Origin of the sequence: Ideonella sp. A 288 (assembly GCF_002198735.1) — a bacterium.
Taxonomy (GTDB): Bacteria; Pseudomonadota; Gammaproteobacteria; order Burkholderiales; family Burkholderiaceae_C; genus Pseudaquabacterium.
The window spans coordinates 1-21,143 of record NZ_MWLO01000124.1 but is presented as its reverse complement, the minus strand read 5'-3'; the positions used below and the strand labels follow the sequence as shown (position 1 = coordinate 21,143).

Genomic DNA, 21,143 nt, shown 5'->3' with positions numbered 1-21,143 from the left:
ACCTTGCGAGGCCCCATGACCATCACCAACAACGAAGCCCTGACGCGCGTCATCGACCACCGCGAGATCTTCCACGACGAGATGCTCGCGCTGATGCGGCGCATCATGAGCGGCGAGATGTCGCCGGTGATGATGTCGGCGCTGCTGATCGGCCTGCGCGTCAAGAAGGAGACCATCGGCGAGATCACTGCCGCGGCGCAGGTGATGCGCGAGTTCTCGACCAAGGTCGACGTGGCCGACCGAACGCACCTGGTGGACATCGTCGGCACCGGCGGCGATGGGTCGCACACCTTCAACATCTCCACCTGCTCGATGTTCGTGGCGGCGGCCTGCGGCGCGCGGGTGAGCAAGCATGGCAACCGCAGCGTGTCCAGCAAGTCCGGCAGCGCCGACGTGCTCGAGGCGCTGGGCGTGCCGATGACGTTGTCGCCGGCGGCCATCGCGCGCTGCATTGCCGACACGGGCATCGGCTTCATGTTCGCGCCCAACCACCACCCCGCGATGAAAAACGTCGGCCCAGTGCGACGAGAGCTGGGTGTGCGCACGATCTTCAACATCCTGGGCCCGCTCACCAACCCGGCCGACGCGCCCAACATCCTGATGGGCGTCTTCCACCCCGACCTGGTCGGCATCCAGGTGCGGGCACTGCAGCGGCTGGGTGCGTCGCACGCGGTGGTGGTCTACGGCCGCGACGGCATGGACGAAGTCTCGCTCGGTGCCTCCACGATGGTCGGCGAGTACAAGGATGGCGGCATCCGCGAGTACGAGATCCACCCCGAGGACTTCGGGCTCACGATGGCCAGCAGCCGCGCCCTCAAGGTCGAGACGCCCGAGCAGTCGCGTGTGCTGATGCAGGCGGTGCTCGAGAACGAAGCCGGCCCGGCGCGCGACATCGTCGCCCTCAACGCCGGCGTGGCGCTCTATGCCGCCGACGTGGCCGCGACCATGGCCGATGGCGTGGCGCTGGCGCTGGACGCGCTGGCGTCGGGCAAGGCCCTGGCCAGGATGCACCAGTTCGTCGCGCGCAGCAAGGAACTGGGGGCGTCGGCATGAGCGCGCCGGGCCGCCCCAAGGGCGAATACCGGAGTGCGCAGCACGAAGGTACTCCGTTGAGCGCGCCGGGCCGCTCCCCGGCGCGGAGGGTAATTCAATGAGCGACATCCTCGACCGGATCGTGGCGGTCAAGCGCGAGGAAGTGGCGGCCGCGCGCGCGGTGCGCGACCTCGCTTCACTGCGCGCCGAGGCCGAGCAGCGCCGTGACCAGCGTGGCTTTGCGGCGGCGATGCGCGGCCGCTTGGCCGCAGGGCGGCCGGCGGTGATCGCCGAGATCAAGAAGGCCAGTCCCAGCAAGGGGGTGATCCGGGAGCACTTCGTGCCGTCGGAGATCGCGGCCAGCTATGCGCGCCACGGCGCCGCATGCCTCAGCGTGCTGACCGACGAGCGCTTCTTCCAGGGATCGGCCGCCTACCTTCGCCAGGCGCGCGCCGCCTGTGACCTGCCTGTGCTGCGCAAGGACTTCATGATCGACGACTACCAGGTGGTCGAGGCCGCCGCGATGGGCGCCGATTGCATCCTGCTGATCGCCGCCTGCCTGGACGATGCCCAGTTGGCCGACCTGGAGTCCTGCGCGACGGGCCTGGGACTCGACGTGCTCGTCGAGGTGCACGACGGTGCCGAACTGGATCGCGCGCTGCGCCTGAAGACGCCGCTCGTCGGCATCAACAACCGCAACCTGCGCAGCTTCGAGGTCACGCTGGACACCACGCTGGCGCTGCTGCCGCAGGTGCCGGCGGACCGCCTGCTGGTCACCGAGTCGGGCATCCTGGGGCCGGCCGACGTGCAGCGCATGCGTTCGGCTGGCGTGCATGCATTCCTGGTCGGCGAAGCGTTCATGCGCGCACCCGATCCGGGCGTGGCGCTCGCGGCCCTGTTCGACTGACCATGCCGCAGTCCCGAAGGGGCGGCGCGGCAGGCCCGGACAACCGGCTCGTCGAGCCGCTGGGGGCGGTGCTCGATCGCGCCCCCGCAAGCTGGCGCGGGGTGGTCGAGGCGTGGCGTGCCAGTGATGCCGGCAGGCGCTTGATCGCGGCGGTCGAAGGACGCCGCCTCGCCGGCGGCATGATCTACCCAGCCAATGTCCTGAAGGCGCTGGAGTGCACGCCCAGGCCGGCCGTGCGCGTGGTGATCCTGGGCCAGGACCCCTACCATGGTCCGGGTCAGGCCGAAGGGCTTGCGTTCTCGGTGCCCGCAGGGGTGCGTGTGCCGCCGAGCCTGAGGAACATCCTCGCCGAGCTGGCGCGCGACCTGGGTGTTCGACATGCCGGTGTCGGCCACCTGGGCGGTTGGGCCCGCCAGGGCGTGCTGTTGCTCAACACCGCGCTCACGGTCGAGGACGGCCAGCCCGGCGCACATGCGTCATGGGGCTGGGAGGCCTTGACCGACCGCGTGATCAGTGCCGTGGCAGGCGACCCGGGGCGCCGCGCGTTCCTGCTGTGGGGCGCGCATGCCCAGGGCAAGGCCCCGCTGATCGAGTCGGTCGATGGCGGGCGCCACCTCGTGCTGCGCGCCAATCACCCATCGCCCCTGTCGGCGCGTCGGCCGCCGGTGCCCTTCCTGGGTTGTGGTCACTTCGGAACGGTGCAGCGCTTCCTCCAGGACGTGGGAGGGGAATCGAACACCGTCGACTGGTCGACCTGAGCGACCTGGCGGCCCTGGCGCAGCGGGCATGCGCGCCCCACGGTGTCATTCGATTTGCCGGGCGTCTTAACTTTCTGCTATAGTCTTGAGTTCGCCGCGGAGGGGTGCCCGAGTGGCTAAAGGGGGCAGACTGTAAATCTGTTGGCTTACGCCTACGCTGGTTCGAATCCAGCCTCCTCCACCAAGGCGAAACAATTCGGTGCTCTCTGCCGGCGTATCCAATCCTGACGCTGGCTGGCAGGGGGTTGGCAAGGCGGGAGTAGTTCAATGGTAGAACCTTAGCCTTCCAAGCTAATGACACGGGTTCGATTCCCGTCTCCCGCTCCAGCGTCCGTCGGTACAGGCCTGTGCTCCGAGATCGAGTCCAGTCCTGTGACGATGCCCATGTGGCTCAGTGGTAGAGCACTCCCTTGGTAAGGGAGAGGTCGCGCGTTCGATCCGCGCCATGGGCACCACCCGGTTCTTTCTGTATTCATCGTCATTCCCGTCTGATCGCGAGGAGCGCAACATGGCAAAAGGCAAATTTGAGCGGACCAAGCCCCACGTGAACGTGGGCACGATTGGTCACGTGGATCATGGCAAGACGACGCTGACGGCGGCGATCACGACGGTGCTGTCGAGCAAGTTTGGTGGTGAGGCCAAGGCGTACGACCAGATCGACGCGGCGCCGGAAGAGAAGGCGCGCGGCATCACGATCAACACCGCGCACGTCGAGTACGAGACGGCGAACCGGCACTACGCGCACGTGGACTGCCCGGGGCACGCCGACTACGTGAAGAACATGATCACCGGTGCGGCGCAGATGGACGGCGCGATCCTGGTGTGCTCGGCCGCCGACGGCCCGATGCCCCAGACGCGCGAGCACATCCTGCTGGCCCGCCAGGTGGGTGTGCCGTACATCATCGTGTTCCTGAACAAGTGCGACATGGTCGACGACGCCGAACTGCTCGAGCTCGTCGAGATGGAAGTTCGCGAGCTGCTGGACAAGTACGACTTCCCTGGCGACAAGACCCCGATCATCCACGGCAGCGCCAAGCTGGCCATGGAAGGCGACAAGGGACCGCTGGGCGAGCAAGCCATCATGAAGCTGGCCGATGCGCTGGACAGCTACATCCCCACGCCCGAGCGCGCGGTGGACGGCGCCTTCCTGATGCCGGTCGAAGACGTGTTCTCGATCTCGGGTCGCGGCACCGTGGTGACCGGCCGGATCGAGCGCGGCATCATCAAGGTCGGCGAGGAAATCGAGATCGTCGGCATCCGTGCGACGCAGAAGACCACCTGCACGGGCGTGGAGATGTTCCGCAAGCTGCTCGACCAGGGCATGGCGGGCGACAACGTGGGCATCCTGCTGCGCGGCACGAAGCGCGAAGACGTCGAGCGCGGCCAGGTGCTGTGCAAGCCCAACAGCGTCAAGCCGCACACGCACTTCACGGCCGAGATCTACGTGCTGAGCAAGGAAGAGGGCGGGCGCCACACGCCGTTCTTCAACAACTACCGGCCGCAGTTCTACTTCCGCACGACGGACGTGACGGGCGCGGTGGAGTTGCCGAAGGACAAGGAGATGGTGATGCCGGGCGACAACGTCAGCATCACGGTCAAGCTGATTGCCCCGATCGCGATGGAAGAGGGCCTGCGCTTCGCCATCCGCGAAGGCGGCCGCACCGTCGGCGCCGGCGTCGTGGCCAAGATCATCGAGTAAGCAAGTTCGGGCTGCAGGGGCATAGCTCAATTGGCAGAGCGTCGGTCTCCAAAACCGAAGGTTGGGGGTTCGATTCCCTCTGCCCCTGCCAAGCGCGGACTTTGATTTTTCTTGCCCGAAAGTGGCGGCCCGCAGGCTGATGGACAGCCGGGCGGGCTTTGCTTCTGATGGGATTGTCGGCTTGTTCGGCCCTTGCGGGTCGCCTCGAGCCTGAGAGCAGTCGAGAGCATGGTCACCACCAACACTCAAGTCGAAACCGTCTCCACCGGCGCTGATAAGGCGAAACTGGTCGCGGCCGCAGTGCTGGTGGCGGCTGGCATCGTCGTGTTCTACCTCCTTGCCAAGCAAGATCTCTGGGTTCGCGTTCTCGCATTGCTGGCGGTGTTGGCCGCGGCGGTGGCCACCTTCTTCACGAGCGAGCCAGGCCGGCAATTGATCGCCTTCGGCCGCGACTCGGTGCGCGAAACCAAGAAGGTCGTCTGGCCCGCCCGCAAGGAAGCGATGCAGATGACGGGCTATGTCTTCGCCTTTGTCGTGGTGATGGCGCTGTTCCTGTTCCTGACCGACAAGACCCTGGAGTGGGTGCTGTACGACCTGGTCCTGGGCTGGAAGCGTTGAACGAGGGTTCCGCATGACCGAGCAACTCACCCCCGACGCATCGCCCGACGGCGTCACCTCTGCGCCCAGCCTGTTGCGTTGGTACGTGGTGCACGCCTATTCGGGCATGGAAAAGGCCGTCGAGCGCAACATCCGCGAGCGCATCGAGCGCGCCGGCATGCAAGCCAAGTTCGGCCGAATCCTGGTGCCCACGGAAGAAGTCATCGAACTCAAGAACGGCAAGAAGTCCGTCACCGAGCGTCGCTTCTTCCCTGGCTACGTGCTGGTCGAGATGCTGATGGACGACGAGTCCTGGCACCTGGTGAAGCACACCAGCAAGGTCACCGGCTTCGTTGGCGGAGCCAAGAACCGCCCCGCCCCGATTTCCGAGGCCGAGGTGATGAAGATCGTCAACCAGATGCAGGAAGGCATCGACAAGCCGCGGCCGAAGGTCGAGTGGCAGGTCGGCGAGCTGGTCCGCGTCAAGGAAGGCCCTTTCACCGACTTCAATGGGGCGGTCGAGGAAGTCAACTACGAGAAGTCAAAGGTCAAGGTATCGGTCACGATCTTCGGTCGCGCCACCGGTGTCGAGCTCGATTTCGCGCAGGTCGAAAAGGTCTGAGTTTCACGGCGGCAGGTGCGGCGCGGCCCGGCGCCTTCTGCTGATTCGCAACAGGGCCGCCATCGGACGAGGAGTTCGCACCACCCGTTTCTGGGTGACGAACGTTTGAACTCGAGGAGCCATCATGGCAAAGAAAATCGTCGGCTTCATCAAGCTGCAAATCCCGGCAGGCAAGGCCAATCCTTCGCCGCCGGTGGGTCCTGCGCTGGGTCAGCGTGGCCTGAACATCATGGAGTTCTGCAAGGCGTTCAACGCCCAGACGCAGAGCTACGAGCCGGGCCTGAAGCTGCCGGTCGTCATCACGGCCTACGCCGACAAGTCGTTCACCTTCGTGCTGAAGTCGCCCCCGGCGACCGTGCTCATCAAGAAGGCCGTGAAGATCGAGAAGGGCTCCGGCCGTCCGCACCTCGAGAAGGTCGGCAAGATCACGCGCGAGCAGCTGGAAGAAATCGCGAAGATGAAGATCAAGGATCTGACCGCTGCCGACATGGATGCCGCCGTCAAGACGATCGCAGGTTCGGCCCGTTCGATGGGCATCACGGTGGAGGGTGTCTGACATGACCAAGCTGAACAAGCGCGAGAAAGCCCTCGCCGGCAAGGTGGATCCGATCAAGCTGTATGGCATCGATGACGCGCTCGGGCTCGTCAAGGATTGCGCCAAGGCCAAGTTCGACGAGTCGATCGATGTGGCGGTGCAACTCGGCATCGACGCCAAGAAGTCCGATCAGGTGGTGCGTGGTGCCGTCGTGATGCCCAACGGCACCGGCAAGACCAAGCGCGTCGCTGTGTTCGCTCAGGGCGCGAAGGCCGAGGAAGCCCGGGCCGCCGGTGCCGACATCGTCGGCATGGACGACCTGGCCGCCGAGATCAAGGCCGGCAAGATGGACTTCGACGTGGTGATTGCCTCGCCCGACACCATGCGCGTCGTCGGCACGTTGGGTCAGATCCTCGGCCCGCGCGGCCTGATGCCCAACCCGAAGGTCGGCACCGTGACGCCCGACGTCGCCCAGGCGGTTCGCAACGCCAAGGCCGGCCAGGTGCAGTTCCGCGTCGACAAGGCCGGCATCATCCACGGCACCATCGGCCGTCGTTCGTTCGACAACGACAAGCTCAAGGGCAACCTGGCGGCGCTGCTGGATGCGCTGACCAAGGCCAAGCCGGCGTCGAGCAAGGGCGTGTACCTGCGCAAGCTGGCCGTCTCGTCGACCATGGGCGTTGGCGTCCGCGTCGACCTGGCCACGATGAGCGCCGCCTGAGATTGATTTGATCAACGGTCGCGCGTCGGTCTTGCGCGCGACCCTGAGTTTGGTGGGCTGAGCCGGGCAACCGGCGCAGGCCATCCAAGACCGCTGGCGAGGCCTCGAGCCTCTTAATCCGGTGCCCTGCAAGGGGTCGTCGGGCCAGCGCAGATGGCGGTCCCGCCCGAAGGACAGTGGAGTCTCCGGCCCGTGAGGGGCGGAGGTTCGGTTGGCTGGACGGTTTGGTCGCTGCAACCTGGGTGCGCCAGGCGTCGTCGGGCAACCGGTGCGCATGGCGCGTGAATGTGAGGAGCAGACCTTGAGTCTCAATCGAAGCGAGAAAGCAGCCGTGATCTCGGACGTGTCGGCACAAGCCGCCCGTTCGCAGACGCTTGCGCTGGCCGAGTACCGTGGCCTCACCGTCGAACACCTGAACAAGCTGCGCCGAGAGGCGCGCGACAAGGGCGTGTACCTTCATGTACTGAAGAACACGCTCGCCCGTCGCGCCGTCACTGGCACGCCGTTCGAGGTGGCCGCGGAGAGCATGGCCGGCCCGCTGATCTACGGCTTTTCCGAAGACGCGGTTGCCGCGGCGAAAGTCATTGCCGACTTCGCCAAGGGCAACGACAAGCTGATCGTCAAGGGCGGTGCGTACGCCGGCAAGGTGTTGGATGCCAATGGGGTCAAGGCCCTGGCCGCCATCCCCAGCCGTGAAGTGCTGATCGCCCAGGTGGCCGGCCTGCTGAAGTCGCCGATCCAGCGGCTGGCAGGTGTGTTGGCCGCCGTGGCCGAAAAGCGCGCGGGCCCTGCCGAAGCCGAGGCACCCGCCGACGCATCGGCTGCCGCCTGAACCGCACGCTCTCAACCGTATCTCTACTGAATCGAGGAAATCAAAATGGCATTCGACAAAGACGCCTTCCTGGCCGCGATGGACAGCATGTCCGTGATGGAACTCAACGACCTGGTCAAGGCCATCGAAGAGAAGTTCGGCGTGTCCGCCGCGTCCATGGCGGCCCCGGCCGCCGGTGGCGGCGGTGCCGCTGCTGCGGTGGTGGAAGAGAAGACCGAGTTCAATGTGGTGCTGCTCGAAGCCGGCGCCAACAAGGTGTCGGTCATCAAGGCCGTGCGCGAACTGACGGGCCTGGGCCTGAAGGAAGCCAAGGACCTGGTCGACGGCGCTCCGAAGAACGTCAAGGAAGCCGTGGCCAAGGCCGACGCCGAAGCCGCGCTGAAGAAGCTGGTCGACGCCGGCGCCAAGGCCGAGATCAAGTAAGCCGCTTGGCTGGCATGGGCTGGCGGCCGAAATCGGCCGCCAGCCCTTTGCAATTCAGGGCTTGTGCCCTGGAGATCACCTGAAAGTGCCTGACGGGGTATCCTCAAGGGCTTTTTCAAGTGTTCTCTGAACCGACTGCAGAGAACCGGTTTGGTCGGGCTCCGGTGCAACGCCGGGGTTGTCCGCCAGCGGCTGGTAGTGGCCAGCCACCAAGCTTTGAGATGCAACGCCCTGTGTCGATCGGCGGGACTGACCCCGAGATCGCACCATCCCTCCACCAGGGACCGGGTGCCGCCAACGGCGGCCACCGGGCGTCACTCGAGTGCCAGTCGCCGACGAGATGTGCACCCGGGCCCTGGTGCGTGTCATCGAAACGGAGTATCCATGGCGCAAGCAACCCCCTACAGCTACACCGAGCGCAAGCGTATTCGCAAGAGCTTCGGCAAGCGCGAGCACGTCCTCGACGTTCCCTACCTGCTCACCATGCAGCGCGAGGCCTACGTGGCCTTCCTGCAGAAGGACCTGCCCCCCACCAAGCGCAAGCCCGAGGGCTTGCAGGCGGCCTTCCTCTCTGCCTTCCCGATCGTGTCGCACAACAGCATGGTCGAGATGAAGTTCATCGAATACAACATCGCCAAGCCGCCGTTCGACGTGCGCGAGTGCCAGCAGCGCGGGCTGACCTACGCCGCCGCCGTGCGCGCAAAGCTGCAGATGATCATCTATGACCGCGAGTCGGCGCCGGCCAAGGTGGTCAAGGAAATCAAGGAGCAAGAGGTCTACATGGGCGAAGTGCCGCTCATGACCGACTACGGCTCCTTCATCGTCAACGGCACCGAGCGGGTCATCGTCTCGCAGCTGCACCGCTCGCCCGGCGTGTTCTTCGAGCACGACAAGGGCAAGACCCACTCGTCGGGCAAGCTGCTGTTCTCGGCCCGGATCATTCCGTACCGTGGCTCGTGGCTCGACTTCGAGTTCGACCCGAAGGACATCCTGTACTTCCGCGTCGACCGCCGCCGCAAGATGCCGGTCACGATCCTGCTCAAGGCCATCGGCATGAAGCCCGAGCAGATCCTGGCGCACTTCTTCGTCTTCGACAATTTCCGCCTGATGGACGCCGGTGCTCAGCTCGAGTTCGTGGCCGACCGCCTGCGCGGCGAGGTGGCCCGCTTCGACATCACCGACAAGGATGGCAAGGTCATCGTCGAGAAGGACAAGCGCATCACCGCCCGCCATGTCCGCCAGATCGAGCAGAGTGGCACGCAGTTCATCTCGGTGCCGGAAGACTTCCTCGTCGGCCGCATCATCGCCCGCAACATGATCGACGCCGACACCGGCGAGATCGTGGCCAAGGCCAACGACGAGCTGACCGATGCGCTGCTGAAGAAGCTGCGCGCCGCCGGTGTCAAGGACATCCAGTGCCTGTACACCAACGAGCTCGATCAGGGCGCGTACATCAGCCAGACCCTGGCCAGCGACGAGACCGACAGCGAACTGGCCGCTCGCGTTGCGATCTATCGCATGATGCGCCCTGGCGAGCCGCCTACCGAGGATGCGGTGCAGGCCCTCTTCGGCCGCCTGTTCTACAACGCAGACACCTACGATCTGTCGCGCGTCGGCCGCATGAAGTTCAATGCCCGCGTCGGCCGCGATGCGCCTGAAGGCCCGATGACCTTGAGCAACGAGGACATCCTCGACGTGGTCAAGATCCTGGTCGAGCTGCGCAACGGCCGGGGTGAAGTCGACGACATCGACCACCTGGGCAATCGCCGCGTGCGCTGCGTGGGCGAACTGGCCGAAAACCAGTACCGCTCGGGCCTCGCCCGCATCGAGAAGGCCGTCAAGGAGCGTCTCGGCCAGGCCGAGACCGACGCGCTGATGCCGCATGACCTGATCAACTCCAAGCCGATCTCCGCGGCCCTGAAGGAGTTCTTCGGGGCGAGCCAGCTGTCGCAGTTCATGGACCAGACCAACCCGCTGTCCGAGATCACGCACAAGCGGCGCGTCTCGGCCCTGGGCCCGGGCGGCCTGACCCGCGAGCGCGCCGGCTTCGAGGTGCGCGACGTGCACCCCACCCACTACGGCCGCGTGTGCCCGATCGAAACGCCGGAAGGCCCGAACATCGGCCTGATCAACTCGCTGGCGCTGTACGCGCGACTGAACGAGTACGGCTTCCTCGAGACGCCGTACCGCCGCGTCGAGGGCGGCAAGGTCACCGACCAGATCGACTACCTTTCGGCCATCGAAGAAGGCAAGTACGTCATTGCCCAGGCCAATGCGTCGCTGGGCGCCGAAGGCACGCTGACCGACGAGCTGGTGTCTGCCCGCGAGCACGGCGAATCGGTGCTGACCTCGCCCGAACGCATCCAGTACATGGACGTGGCGCCGGCGCAGATCGTGTCGGTGGCCGCTTCGCTGGTGCCCTTCCTCGAGCACGACGATGCGAACCGCGCGCTGATGGGCGCTAACATGCAGCGACAGGCCGTGCCGGTGCTGCGCCCGGAGAAGGCCTTCGTCGGCACGGGCGTCGAGCGCGTTGCCGCGGTCGACTCAGGCACTGTGGTCACCGCGCGCCGCGGTGGCAAGGTCGACTACGTCGACACCAACCGCATCGTCATCCGCGTCAACGACAACGAGACGGTGGCCGGTGAAGTCGGCGTCGACATCTACAACCTGATCAAGTACCAGCGTTCCAACCAGAACACCAACATCCACCAGCGCGCCATCGTGCGCCGCGGCGACCAGGTCGCCTCGGGCGACGTGGTGGCCGACGGCGCGTCGACCGACCTGGGCGAGCTGGCGCTCGGCCAGAACATGCTGGTCGCGTTCATGCCCTGGAACGGCTACAACTTCGAGGATTCGATCCTCATCAGCGAACGCGTCGTGGCCGAAGACCGCTACACCTCGATCCACATCGAGGAACTGGTGGTGATGGCGCGCGACACCAAGCTGGGCTCGGAAGAAATCACGCGCGACATCCCGAATCTGTCCGAGCAGCAACTGGCCCGCCTGGACGAGAGCGGCATCGTCTACATCGGCGCCGAGGTCAACCCCGGCGACGTGCTGGTGGGCAAGGTCACGCCGAAGGGCGAGACCACGCTGACGCCGGAAGAGAAGCTGCTGCGCGCGATCTTCGGCGAGAAGGCGTCTGACGTGAAGGACACCTCGCTGCGCGTCGACCAGGGCACCAACGGCACCGTGATCGACGTGCAGGTGTTCACCCGCGAAGGCATCCAGCGCGACAAGCGCGCCCAGCAGATCATCGACGACGAGCTCAAGCGCTTCCGCCTGGACCTGAACGACCAGCTCCGCATCGTCGAGGCCGACGCCTTCGACCGGATCGAGAAGCTGCTGGCGGGCAAGTTGGCCAACGGTGGCCCGAACCGCATCGCCAAGGGCACGGCCATCGACAAGGCCTACCTGGCCTCGGTCGAGAAGTACCACTGGTTCGACATCCGGCCGGCCGACGACGAGGTGGCCAACCAGCTCGAAAGCATCAAGAACTCGCTCGATCAGACGCGCCACAGCTTCGACCTCGCGTTCGAAGAGAAGCGCAAGAAGCTGACGCAGGGCGACGAGCTGCCTGCGGGCGTGCTGAAGATGGTCAAGGTGTACCTGGCCGTCAAGCGCCGCCTGCAGCCCGGCGACAAGATGGCCGGCCGCCACGGCAACAAGGGCGTGGTGTCCAAGATCACGCCGGTCGAGGACATGCCCTACATGGCCGATGGCACCCCGTGCGACATCGTGCTCAATCCGCTGGGCGTGCCCTCGCGGATGAACGTGGGCCAGGTGCTGGAAGTGCACCTGGGCTGGGCCGGCAAGGGCATCGGCCAGCGCATCGGCGACATGCTGCAGCGCGAGGCCAAGGCCGCCGAATTGCGCAAGTTCCTGGACGAGCTGTACAACCGCAACGGCGGCAAGACCGAAGATCTCAATGCGCTGAGCGACGAGGACGTCTTCGAGATGGCCGGCAACCTGTCCAAGGGCGTGCCCTTTGCGACGCCGGTGTTCGACGGCGCCGCCGAGTCCGAGATCCGCGCCATGCTCAAGCTGGCCTATCCGGACGACATTGCGGCCAAGAAGGGCCTCACGGCCACCCGCACCCAGGCCACGCTGCACGACGGCCGCACCGGTGACGCCTTCGAGCGCCCGGTCACTGTCGGCTACATGCACGTGCTGAAGCTGCACCACCTGGTGGACGACAAGATGCACGCCCGCTCCACCGGCCCGTACAGCCTGGTCACCCAGCAGCCGCTGGGCGGCAAGGCCCAGTTCGGCGGTCAGCGCTTCGGCGAAATGGAAGTGTGGGCGCTGGAAGCCTACGGCGCGAGCTACATCCTGCAGGAGATGCTGACGGTGAAATCCGACGACGTGAACGGCCGCACCAAGGTCTACGAAAGCATCGTCAAGGGCGAACACGCGATCGATGCCGGCATGCCGGAGTCGTTCAATGTCCTGGTCAAGGAGATTCGCTCCTTGGGCATCGACATGGAACTCGAGCGCAACTGAACACTAGGAACAGGAGAATCACATGAAAGGTTTGCTGGACCTGTTCAGGCAGTTCACCCCTGACGAGCATTTCGATGCCATCAAGATCGGCATCGCATCCCCGGAGAAGATCCGGTCATGGTCGTTCGGCGAGGTGAAGAAGCCCGAGACCATCAACTACCGGACGTTCAAGCCCGAGCGCGACGGCCTGTTCTGCGCCAAGATCTTTGGTCCGATCAAGGACTACGAGTGCCTGTGCGGCAAGTACAAGCGCCTGAAGCACCGTGGCGTGATCTGCGAGAAGTGCGGCGTCGAGGTCACCCAGACCAAGGTGCGGCGCGACCGCATGGGTCACATCGACCTGGCGGCGCCCTGCGCGCACATCTGGTTCCTGAAGTCGCTGCCGTCGCGTCTGGGCCTCGTGCTCGACATGACGCTGCGCGACATCGAGCGCGTGCTGTACTTCGAGGCCTACGTCGTCGTCGACCCGGGCATGACGCCGCTGAAGAAGTTCTCCATCATGACCGAGGAGGACTACGACGCCAAGCGCACCGAGTTCGGTGAAGAGTTCGTTGCGCTGATGGGTGCCGAAGGCGTGCAGAAGCTGCTGGCCGACATGGACCTCGACGTGGAGATCGACAAGCTCCGCAACGACATGACCGGCTCCGAGCTCAAGGTCAAGAAGAACTCCAAGCGCCTGAAGGTGATGGAAGCCTTCAAGAAGAGCGGCATGAAGCCCGAGTGGATGGTCATGACCGTCCTGCCGGTGCTGCCGCCCGACCTGCGCCCGCTGGTGCCGCTGGACGGTGGCCGCTTCGCGACCTCCGACCTGAACGACCTCTATCGCCGCGTCATCAACCGCAATAACCGCCTGGCGCGGCTGCTGGAGCTGAAGGCGCCCGAGATCATCGTGCGCAACGAGAAGCGCATGCTGCAGGAGGCGGTCGACTCGCTGCTGGACAACGGCCGTCGCGGCAAGGCGATGACCGGTGCCAACAAGCGCGCGCTGAAGTCGCTGGCCGACATGATCAAGGGCAAGGGCGGCCGCTTCCGGCAGAACCTGCTGGGCAAGCGCGTCGACTACTCGGGCCGTTCGGTCATCGTGGTCGGCCCGACGCTCAAGCTGCACCAGTGCGGCCTGCCCAAGCTGATGGCGCTCGAACTCTTCAAGCCCTTCATCTTCTCGCGCCTCGAAGCCATGGGCATCGCGACGACGATCAAGGCGGCGAAGAAGGAAGTCGAGTCCGGCACGCCGGTGGTCTGGGACATCCTCGAGGAAGTCATCAAGGAACATCCGGTGCTGCTGAACCGCGCACCCACGCTGCACCGCCTGGGCATCCAGGCGTTCGAGCCAGTGCTGATCGAAGGCAAGGCGATCCAGCTGCATCCGCTGGTCTGTTCGGCCTTCAACGCCGACTTCGACGGCGACCAGATGGCCGTCCACGTGCCGCTGTCGATCGAAGCGCAGATGGAGGCCCGCGCGCTGATGCTGGCCTCCAACAACGTGCTGTTCCCGGCCTCCGGCGAACCGTCGATCGTGCCCTCGCAGGACGTGGTGCTGGGCCTGTACTACGCCACCCGCGAGCGCATCAACGGCAAGGGCGAAGGCATGGTGTTCGCCGACCTGCCCGAGGTGCAGCGCGCGCTGGACAACGCCCAGGTGGAAGTCACCGCGCGCATCACCGTGCGCATGACCGAATGGGTCAAGGACAAGGACGGCAAGGACTTCACGCCCGAGACCAAGCTGGTCGAGACCACCGTGGGCCGTGCCCTGCTGTCGGAGATCCTGCCCAAGGGCCTGCCTTTCAGCAACATCAACAAGGCGTTGAAGAAGAAGGAGATCTCGCGCCTGATCAACACCTCGTTCCGCAAGTGCGGCCTGAAGGAGACGGTGGTGCTGGCCGACAAGCTGCTGCAGAGCGGTTTCCGGCTGGCCACCCGCGCGGGCATCTCGATCGCCATCGACGACATGCTCGTGCCCGAACAGAAGCATGGTCTGATCGAGCGTGCTGAGAAGGAGGTCAAGGAAATCGAGCAGCAGTACGTCTCGGGCCTGGTGACCGCCGGCGAGCGCTACAACAAGGTCGTCGACATCTGGGGCAAGACAGGTGACGAGGTCGGCAAGGTCATGATGACCCAGCTGTCCAAGCAAAAGACCATCGACCGCAACGGCAAGGAAGTGGATCAGGAGTCGTTCAACTCCATCTACATGATGGCCGACTCCGGTGCCCGCGGTTCCGCCGCCCAGATCCGCCAGCTGGCGGGCATGCGCGGCCTGATGGCCAAGCCGGATGGCTCGATCATCGAGACCCCGATCACGGCCAACTTCCGCGAAGGCCTGAACGTGCTGCAGTACTTCATCTCCACCCACGGCGCCCGGAAGGGCCTGGCGGACACGGCGCTGAAGACCGCGAACTCGGGCTACCTGACCCGTCGTCTGGTCGACGTGACCCAGGATCTGGTGGTCACCGAGGTCGATTGCGGCACCGAGAACGGCTTCGCCACGCGCGCGCTGGTTGAGGGCGGCGAGGTGATCGAGTCGTTGCGTGACCGCATCCTGGGCCGCGTCGCTGCGGTCGAGGTGATGCATCCCGAGACGCAGGAGGCGCTGCTGCCATCTGGGGCGATGCTCGACGAAGACGCGCTCGACATCCTCGAGGCCGCCGGCGTCGACGAGGTGAAGGTGCGCACGCCGCTCACCTGCGCCACGCGCTTCGGCATCTGCGCGAGCTGCTACGGTCGCGATCTGGGCCGTGGCGGCCTGGTCAACACCGGCGAGGCCGTGGGCGTCATCGCTGCGCAATCGATCGGTGAGCCGGGAACGCAGCTCACCATGCGCACGTTCCACATCGGTGGTGCGGCGTCTCGTGCGGCGGTGGCCAACAGCGTCGAGGCCAAGTCCGACGGCATCATCGGGTTCAACCCGACGATGCGCTACGTGACCAACGGCAAGGGCGAACTGGTGGTGATCTCCCGCTCCGGCGAGATCATCATCTCCGACCAGCACGGCCGCGAGCGCGAGCGCCACAAGGTGCCGTATGGCGCGACCTTGAACATCAAGGCCGACCAGACGCTGAAGGCCGGTGTGGTGCTGGCCAACTGGGACCCGCTGACCCGACCCATCATCACCGAATTCGCCGGCAAGGCCCGCTTCGAGAACGTCGAAGAGGGCGTGACGGTGGCCAAGCAGGTGGACGAGGTCACCGGCCTGTCCACGCTGGTGGTGATCGACCCGAAGCGCCGCGGTGCGACCAAGGTCGTGCGCCCGCAGGTCAAGCTGCTGGACGCGTCGGGCAACGAGGTCAAGATCCCCGGCACCGACCACTCGGTGACGATCGGCTTCCCGGTCGGCTCGCTGATCCAGGTGCGCGATGGCCAGGACCTCGCCCCGGGCGAGGTGCTGGCGCGCATCCCGGTCGAAGGCCAGAAGACGCGCGACATCACCGGCGGTCTGCCGCGGGTGGCCGAGCTGTTCGAGGCCCGCTCGCCGAAGGATGCCGGCAAGCTGGCCGAGCAGACCGGTACGGTGTCGTTCGGCAAGGAGACCAAGGGCAAGGTCCGCCTCGAGATCACCGACCCCGACGGCAAGAAGCATGAAGAGCTGGTGCCCAAGGAAAAGAACATCCTGGTGCACGAAGGCCAGGTGGTCAACAAGGGCGAACTCATCGTCGACGGCCCGGCTGATCCGCAGGACATCCTGCGTCTGCTAGGCGTCGAGGAGCTGGCGCGCTACATCGTTGACGAGGTGCAGGACGTCTATCGACTGCAGGGCGTGAAGATCAACGACAAGCACATCGAGGTGATCGTTCGCCAGATGCTGCGCCGCGTGCAGATCACCGCGCCGGGTGACAGCACCTACATCGGCGGCGAGCAGGTCGAGCGCTCCGAGTTGTTCGACACGAACGATCGCCTGCGTGGCGAAGGCAAGGTGCCGGCGGCCTATGCCGACGTGTTGCTGGGCATCACCAAGGCCTCGCTGTCCACCGACTCGTTCATCTCGGCGGCGTCCTTCCAGGAGACGACCCGGGTGCTCACCGAGGCGGCCATCATGGGCAAGCGCGACGAGCTGCGGGGCTTGAAGGAGAACGTCATCGTCGGTCGCTTGATCCCTGCCGGCACGGGCATGGCCTACCACCAGGCCCGCAAGGCCAAGGAGGAGATGGACGAGACCGAGCGCAAGGCCATCGCGCAGCAGGAGGCCGAGGAACTGGCCGCCGTGCAGTTGGCTGCGATCGACAGCCAGTCGGCTGCAGCCGCGGGCGAATCCTCGGCGGAGTGATCCACCGATCCGCCGTCAGGCGGATCGAAACGGGCGGCTTCGGCCGCCCGTTTTTCGTTCTGGACGCGGATTTCGGGTCGCGCTTCGTGGGTCAGTCGCGCGGCCAGTCCCTGGGCCGAAGCACCGTCACACCGAAGGCGCGCGCGCGCCGCGCCAGTCGCAACACCGCCTTGTCACGACTGAACAGCCACTGCACCCGCCGCGCCATGGCCAGGTCGATGAACTTCTGGTCGTCGGCGTCGGTGCAGTTCAGGCGCTGGGTGCCCCCGACGATCGGTGCGGCCACGCGCCGGCACAGGTGCCGCGCGGTCGCGAGGGCCGGGTGGACGCACTCACCGGTGACGGCCACGCGTGATTCGGCAGCTTCGGCGGATGGCGAGGCGTCTGCAACGGTGGTGCCCGGGTCGCGACGACCAGGGTGCCAACGTGCGAGTTCGGGCCTGGACAACACCACGGCGAGTTCGCCCAGCGTGTCTTCGGTGCCGACCCAGCGCCACCGGCCCGCGATGATGGCCTCTGCGAGCGGCCGCACCGTCGGGTCGTCGAACAGCAGCCAATCCAGCACGACATTGGTGTCGAGCACCACCTCGGGCGGGTCGGCCAAGGTGAGGTCTTTGTCGGTCATCGGATCTGTGCACTTGTGGAGGCGGGGGGCGCTGACTATAATCGCGGGCTTTTCGGCAGTTTTCAGCCGCGCTCGTTGTCGAGCGGCCCACCGGAACTGGCGTCGAACCTCATCCTGTCACGCGTGAACTGAGCGCGAGGCGGGCGGTATCGGCGCCTTTTGTGCTTCCGGCATCGGGCCGGGCTCCGTGGGTGCAAGGTCGGCGGCCGGAAAGACAAGTGACTTCAAACGGGAACAAGTTACCTATGCCAACCATCAACCAGCTCGTGCGCCACGGCCGTCAGGTCGAGGTCACCAAGAGCAAATCGCCTGCGATGCAGAATTGCCCGCAGCGCCGGGGCGTGTGCACGCGCGTGTACACCACGACGCCCAAGAAGCCGAACTCCGCGCTTCGCAAGGTCGCCAAGGTTCGCCTGACCAACGGTTTCGAGATCATCTCGTACATCGGCGGTGAGGGCCACAACCTGCAGGAGCACAGCGTGGTGCTCGTGCGCGGCGGTCGGGTCAAGGATCTGCCGGGCGTGCGCTACCACATCGTGCGGGGTTCGCTCGACCTGCAGGGCGTCAAGGACCGCAAGCAGTCGCGGTCCAAGTACGGCGCGAAGCGTCCGAAGAAGGCCTGATCGGTCTTCGCCAGTCGTCAGGTGTCGCCCCTGGGGCGGTGCTCATGACAGTTGCGATGCCTCTCGTGGGTGTCGAGTAAGTGAGAGGCCCGGATCGTGGTCTCTCGAGGGGTCGGCCAGGTGGTCGGCGCCAACTGAAGCTTTAGAAGGAAGCATCCCATGCCACGTCGTCGCGAAGTACCCAAGCGCGAGATCCTCCCCGACCCGAAGTTCGGTTCGGTCGACCTGTCCAAGTTCATGAACGTCATCATGGAATCCGGCAAGAAGGCGGTTGCCGAGCGGATCATCTATGGTGCCCTCGAGCAGGTCGAGAAGAAGGCCGGCAAGGACCCGTTGGAGGTCTTCATGGTCGCCATCAACAACGTCAAGCCGATGGTCGAGGTCAAGTCCCGCCGCGTTGGCGGTGCGAACTACCAGGTTCCCGTGGAAGTTCGCCCTGTCCGCCGGATGGCTCTGGCCATGCGCTGGTTGAAGGAGTCCGCCCGCAAGCGCGGCGAGAAGTCGATGGCCGCCCGCCTGGCGAACGAACTGCTCGAGGCCAGCGAAGGCCGCGGCGGCGCCATGAAGAAGCGTGACGAAGTTCACCGCATGGCCGAAGCCAACAAGGCGTTCTCGCACTTCCGCTTCTAATCCCTGTCAAAGCCTTCCGGCCGCTCCTGCGGGTTACTACTGACCCGAGGGCGGCCCCTGTATTTGGAGTGAACCATGGCCCGCAAGACCCCCATCGAGCGCTACCGCAACATCGGTATCAGCGCGCACATCGATGCCGGCAAGACCACCACCACCGAGCGCATCCTTTTCTACACCGGTGTGAACCACAAGATCGGTGAGGTGCATGACGGCGCCGCCACGATGGACTGGATGGAGCAGGAGCAGGAGCGCGGCATCACGATCACGTCGGCCGCGACGACCTGTTTCTGGAAGGGCATGGACCTGTCGTTCCCCGAGCACCGCATCAACATCATCGACACGCCTGGACACGTGGACTTCACCATCGAGGTGGAGCGCTCCATGCGCGTGCTCGACGGCGCGTGCATGGTGTACTGCGCCGTGGGCGGCGTGCAGCCGCAGTCGGAGACCGTCTGGCGCCAGGCCAACAAGTACAAGGTGCCGCGTCTCGCGTTCGTCAACAAGATGGACCGCACGGGCGCCAACTTCTTCAAGGTCTACGACCAGATGAAGACGCGCCTGAAGGCCAATCCGGTGCCGATCGTCATCCCCATCGGCGCGGAAGAAACCTTCACCGGTGTGGTCGACCTGCTGAAGATGAAGGCCATCATCTGGGACGAGGCCTCGCAGGGCATGAAGTTCAACTACGAGCCGATTCCCGAGGCCTTGGTCGCTGACGCGCAGAAGTGGCGCGAGAACATGGTCGAGGCCGCCGCCGAGGCCAGCGAAGAGTTGATGAACAAGTACCTCGAGTCCGGTGAGCTGACCGAGGCCGAGATCATGCAAGGCATCCGCACGCGGACCATCGCAGCCGAGATCCAGCCCATGTTCTGCGGCACCGCCTTCAAGAACAAGGGCGTGCAGCGCATGCTCGACGGCGTAGTCGACTTCATGCCGTCACCGGCCGACATCCCGCCGGTGCCCGGCACCGACGACGACGACCAGCCGGTGGTGCGCCATCGCACCGATGAAGAGAAATTCTCGGCGCTGGCCTTCAAGCTGATGACCGACCCTTACGTCGGCCAGCTGACCTTCGTGCGCGTCTATTCCGGCGTGCTGAAGTCGGGCGACTCGGTCTACAACCCGATCCGCGGCAAGAAGGAGCGCATCGGCCGGATCCTGCAGATGCACGCCAACCAGCGCGAAGAGATCAAGGAAATCCTGGCGGGTGACATTGCCGCCTGCGTGGGCCTGCGCGACGTGACCACGGGCGAAACCCTGTGCGACCCGGATTCGATCATCACGCTCGAGAAGATGGTGTTCCCGGAGCCGGTGATCTCCCAGGCCGTCGAGCCGAAGACCAAGGCCGACCAGGAGAAGATGGGCATCGCCCTGGGCCGCCTGGCACAGGAAGATCCGTCGTTCCGCGTCCGCACCGACGAGGAGAGTGGCCAGACCATCATCTCCGGCATGGGCGAGTTGCACCTCGAGATCATCGTCGACCGCATGAAGCGCGAGTTCGGCGTCGAGGCCAATGTCGGCAAGCCGCAGGTGGCGTACCGCGAGACCATCCGCAAGGCGATCGAGGACGTCGAAGGCAAGTTCGTCCGCCAGTCGGGCGGCAAGGGCCAGTACGGCCACGTCGTCCTGAAGATCGAGCCGCAGGAGCCGGGCAAGGGTTTCGAGTTCGTCGACGCCATCAAGGGCGGCGTCGTGCCGCGCGAGTTCATTCCCGCCGTGGAAAAGGGCCTGATCGACACGCTGCCGAACGGCGTGCTGGCCGGCTACCCGGTGGTGGACGTCAAGGTGACGCTGACCTTCGGCTCGTACCACGAAGTGGACTCGAACGAAAACGCGTTCAAGATGGCCGCGTCCATCGGCTTCAAGGACGGCTGCCGCAAGGCCAGCCCCGTGATCCTCGAGCCGATGATGGCCGTCGAGGTCGAGACGCCGGAAGACTATGCCGGCTCGGTGATGGGTGACCTGTCGTCCCGTCGCGGCATGGTGCAGGGCATGGACGACATGCCCGGCGGTGGCAAGGTCATCAAGGCCGAGGTGCCGCTGTCCGAGATGTTCGGCTACTCGACCACGCTGCGCTCGATGTCGCAAGGCCGTGCCACGTACACGATGGAGTTCAAGCACTACGCCGAGGCCCCGAAGAACGTGGCCGACGCCATCATCACGGCGCGCGGCAAGTAATCAGAGCTGGTCTTCGCGCCCATCCCCACCAGGGATAGGCCGTCCGTTGCCCGTGGCGGACAACGCGTCGGAGACCTTAAACACCACACGGGCAATTGCTCTTTAGACGGAGAAATCAGAATGGCAAAAGGCAAATTTGAGCGGACCAAGCCCCACGTGAACGTGGGCACGATTGGTCACGTGGATCATGGCAAGAC

At 65.4% G+C, this 21,143-nt stretch carries 16 protein-coding genes, 4 tRNA genes and 1 pseudogene; 20 read left to right on the top strand and 1 reads right to left on the bottom strand.

Features of this window, described 5'->3' with window-relative positions; all coding sequences use genetic code 11:
* Positions 1-15: 15 nt before the first annotated feature.
* The 16 genes from trpD (at position 16) to rpoC (ending at position 16,890) form a co-directional block, all read left to right on the top strand.
* Positions 16-1,053, top strand: a complete 1,038-nt coding sequence (gene trpD, locus EOINJALH_RS15180; protein ID WP_088281476.1) for an anthranilate phosphoribosyltransferase — start codon at positions 16-18, stop codon at positions 1,051-1,053.
* Positions 1,054-1,150: 97 nt separating this feature from the next.
* Positions 1,151-1,939, top strand: a complete 789-nt coding sequence (trpC, locus tag EOINJALH_RS15175; RefSeq protein ID WP_088281474.1) for an indole-3-glycerol phosphate synthase TrpC — start codon at positions 1,151-1,153, stop codon at positions 1,937-1,939.
* Between the two features lie 2 nt (positions 1,940-1,941).
* Positions 1,942-2,697 carry a uracil-DNA glycosylase gene (locus EOINJALH_RS15170; protein ID WP_088281472.1) on the top strand — a complete coding sequence of 252 codons (756 nt, stop codon included), beginning with the start codon at positions 1,942-1,944 and terminating at the stop codon, positions 2,695-2,697.
* A gap of 98 nt (positions 2,698-2,795) precedes the next feature.
* A tRNA-Tyr gene (locus EOINJALH_RS15165) sits at positions 2,796-2,881 on the top strand.
* A gap of 69 nt (positions 2,882-2,950) precedes the next feature.
* Positions 2,951-3,024, top strand: a tRNA-Gly gene (locus tag EOINJALH_RS15160).
* 53 nt (positions 3,025-3,077) lie between these two features.
* Positions 3,078-3,152, top strand: a tRNA-Thr gene (locus EOINJALH_RS15155).
* Positions 3,153-3,205: 53 nt separating this feature from the next.
* Positions 3,206-4,396: an elongation factor Tu gene (tuf, locus tag EOINJALH_RS15150; protein WP_088281470.1), complete on the top strand. Its 1,191-nt coding sequence runs from the start codon at positions 3,206-3,208 to the stop codon at positions 4,394-4,396.
* Between the two features lie 15 nt (positions 4,397-4,411).
* Positions 4,412-4,487 (top strand) — tRNA-Trp (locus EOINJALH_RS15145).
* A gap of 137 nt (positions 4,488-4,624) precedes the next feature.
* The gene (secE, locus tag EOINJALH_RS15140; RefSeq protein ID WP_088281468.1) at positions 4,625-5,014 is read left to right on the top strand and encodes a preprotein translocase subunit SecE; all 390 of its coding nucleotides are present in this window, start codon (positions 4,625-4,627) and stop codon (positions 5,012-5,014) included.
* A gap of 13 nt (positions 5,015-5,027) precedes the next feature.
* A complete protein-coding gene (nusG, locus tag EOINJALH_RS15135; protein ID WP_088281466.1) occupies positions 5,028-5,615 on the top strand; it encodes a transcription termination/antitermination protein NusG in 588 nt (195 codons plus the stop codon).
* A gap of 124 nt (positions 5,616-5,739) precedes the next feature.
* A complete protein-coding gene (gene rplK, locus EOINJALH_RS15130) occupies positions 5,740-6,171 on the top strand; it encodes a 50S ribosomal protein L11 (protein WP_088281464.1) in 432 nt (143 codons plus the stop codon).
* A gap of 1 nt (position 6,172) precedes the next feature.
* On the top strand, positions 6,173-6,871 hold the full coding sequence (rplA, locus tag EOINJALH_RS15125) for a 50S ribosomal protein L1 (RefSeq protein WP_088281462.1): 699 nt from the start codon (positions 6,173-6,175) through the stop codon (positions 6,869-6,871).
* Between the two features lie 301 nt (positions 6,872-7,172).
* Positions 7,173-7,703 carry a 50S ribosomal protein L10 gene (gene rplJ, locus EOINJALH_RS15120; protein ID WP_088281531.1) on the top strand — a complete coding sequence of 177 codons (531 nt, stop codon included), beginning with the start codon at positions 7,173-7,175 and terminating at the stop codon, positions 7,701-7,703.
* Positions 7,704-7,748: 45 nt separating this feature from the next.
* Entirely contained in the window at positions 7,749-8,126 is a 378-nt protein-coding gene (gene rplL / locus EOINJALH_RS15115; protein WP_088281460.1) for a 50S ribosomal protein L7/L12, read from the top strand.
* 384 nt (positions 8,127-8,510) lie between these two features.
* Complete coding sequence (gene rpoB / locus EOINJALH_RS15110) at positions 8,511-12,632, top strand: DNA-directed RNA polymerase subunit beta (RefSeq protein WP_088281458.1); 4,122 nt, start codon at positions 8,511-8,513, stop codon at positions 12,630-12,632.
* Positions 12,633-12,654: 22 nt separating this feature from the next.
* Complete coding sequence (rpoC, locus tag EOINJALH_RS15105; protein WP_088281456.1) at positions 12,655-16,890, top strand: DNA-directed RNA polymerase subunit beta'; 4,236 nt, start codon at positions 12,655-12,657, stop codon at positions 16,888-16,890.
* 91 nt (positions 16,891-16,981) lie between these two features.
* On the opposite strand, the gene EOINJALH_RS15100 is transcribed toward rpoC, so the two are convergent.
* Positions 16,982-17,515, bottom strand: coding sequence for a putative toxin-antitoxin system toxin component, PIN family (locus EOINJALH_RS15100; protein WP_088281454.1), 534 nt, complete (start codon positions 17,513-17,515; stop codon positions 16,982-16,984).
* 245 nt (positions 17,516-17,760) lie between these two features.
* On the opposite strand from EOINJALH_RS15100, the gene rpsL reads away from it, so the two are divergent.
* The 4 genes and pseudogenes from rpsL to EOINJALH_RS15080 all read left to right on the top strand — a co-directional run.
* Positions 17,761-18,138, top strand: a complete 378-nt coding sequence (rpsL, locus tag EOINJALH_RS15095; protein ID WP_088281452.1) for a 30S ribosomal protein S12 — start codon at positions 17,761-17,763, stop codon at positions 18,136-18,138.
* Positions 18,139-18,297: 159 nt separating this feature from the next.
* Positions 18,298-18,768, top strand: coding sequence for a 30S ribosomal protein S7 (gene rpsG / locus EOINJALH_RS15090; protein ID WP_088281450.1), 471 nt, complete (start codon positions 18,298-18,300; stop codon positions 18,766-18,768).
* A gap of 75 nt (positions 18,769-18,843) precedes the next feature.
* Positions 18,844-20,946: an elongation factor G gene (fusA, locus tag EOINJALH_RS15085; RefSeq protein WP_088281448.1), complete on the top strand. Its 2,103-nt coding sequence runs from the start codon at positions 18,844-18,846 to the stop codon at positions 20,944-20,946.
* Between the two features lie 120 nt (positions 20,947-21,066).
* Positions 21,067-21,143: pseudogene (locus EOINJALH_RS15080) on the top strand (elongation factor Tu); the annotation flags it as partial.

Excerpts from the sequence above, each read along its gene's own strand:
- trpD (WP_088281476.1), top strand. The coding sequence starts at position 16 with ATGACCATCACCAACAACGAAGCCCTGACGCGCGTCATCGACCACCGC.
- trpC (WP_088281474.1), top strand. The coding sequence starts at position 1,151 with ATGAGCGACATCCTCGACCGGATCGTGGCGGTCAAGCGCGAGGAAGTG.
- EOINJALH_RS15170 (WP_088281472.1), top strand. The coding sequence starts at position 1,942 with ATGCCGCAGTCCCGAAGGGGCGGCGCGGCAGGCCCGGACAACCGGCTC.
- tuf (WP_088281470.1), top strand. The coding sequence starts at position 3,206 with ATGGCAAAAGGCAAATTTGAGCGGACCAAGCCCCACGTGAACGTGGGC.
- secE (WP_088281468.1), top strand. The coding sequence starts at position 4,625 with ATGGTCACCACCAACACTCAAGTCGAAACCGTCTCCACCGGCGCTGAT.
- nusG (WP_088281466.1), top strand. The coding sequence starts at position 5,028 with ATGACCGAGCAACTCACCCCCGACGCATCGCCCGACGGCGTCACCTCT.
- rplK (WP_088281464.1), top strand. The coding sequence starts at position 5,740 with ATGGCAAAGAAAATCGTCGGCTTCATCAAGCTGCAAATCCCGGCAGGC.
- rplA (WP_088281462.1), top strand. The coding sequence starts at position 6,173 with ATGACCAAGCTGAACAAGCGCGAGAAAGCCCTCGCCGGCAAGGTGGAT.
- rplL (WP_088281460.1), top strand. The coding sequence starts at position 7,749 with ATGGCATTCGACAAAGACGCCTTCCTGGCCGCGATGGACAGCATGTCC.
- rpoB (WP_088281458.1), top strand. The coding sequence starts at position 8,511 with ATGGCGCAAGCAACCCCCTACAGCTACACCGAGCGCAAGCGTATTCGC.
- rpoC (WP_088281456.1), top strand. The coding sequence starts at position 12,655 with ATGAAAGGTTTGCTGGACCTGTTCAGGCAGTTCACCCCTGACGAGCAT.
- EOINJALH_RS15100 (WP_088281454.1), bottom strand. The coding sequence starts at position 17,515 with ATGACCGACAAAGACCTCACCTTGGCCGACCCGCCCGAGGTGGTGCTC.
- rpsL (WP_088281452.1), top strand. The coding sequence starts at position 17,761 with ATGCCAACCATCAACCAGCTCGTGCGCCACGGCCGTCAGGTCGAGGTC.
- rpsG (WP_088281450.1), top strand. The coding sequence starts at position 18,298 with ATGCCACGTCGTCGCGAAGTACCCAAGCGCGAGATCCTCCCCGACCCG.
- fusA (WP_088281448.1), top strand. The coding sequence starts at position 18,844 with ATGGCCCGCAAGACCCCCATCGAGCGCTACCGCAACATCGGTATCAGC.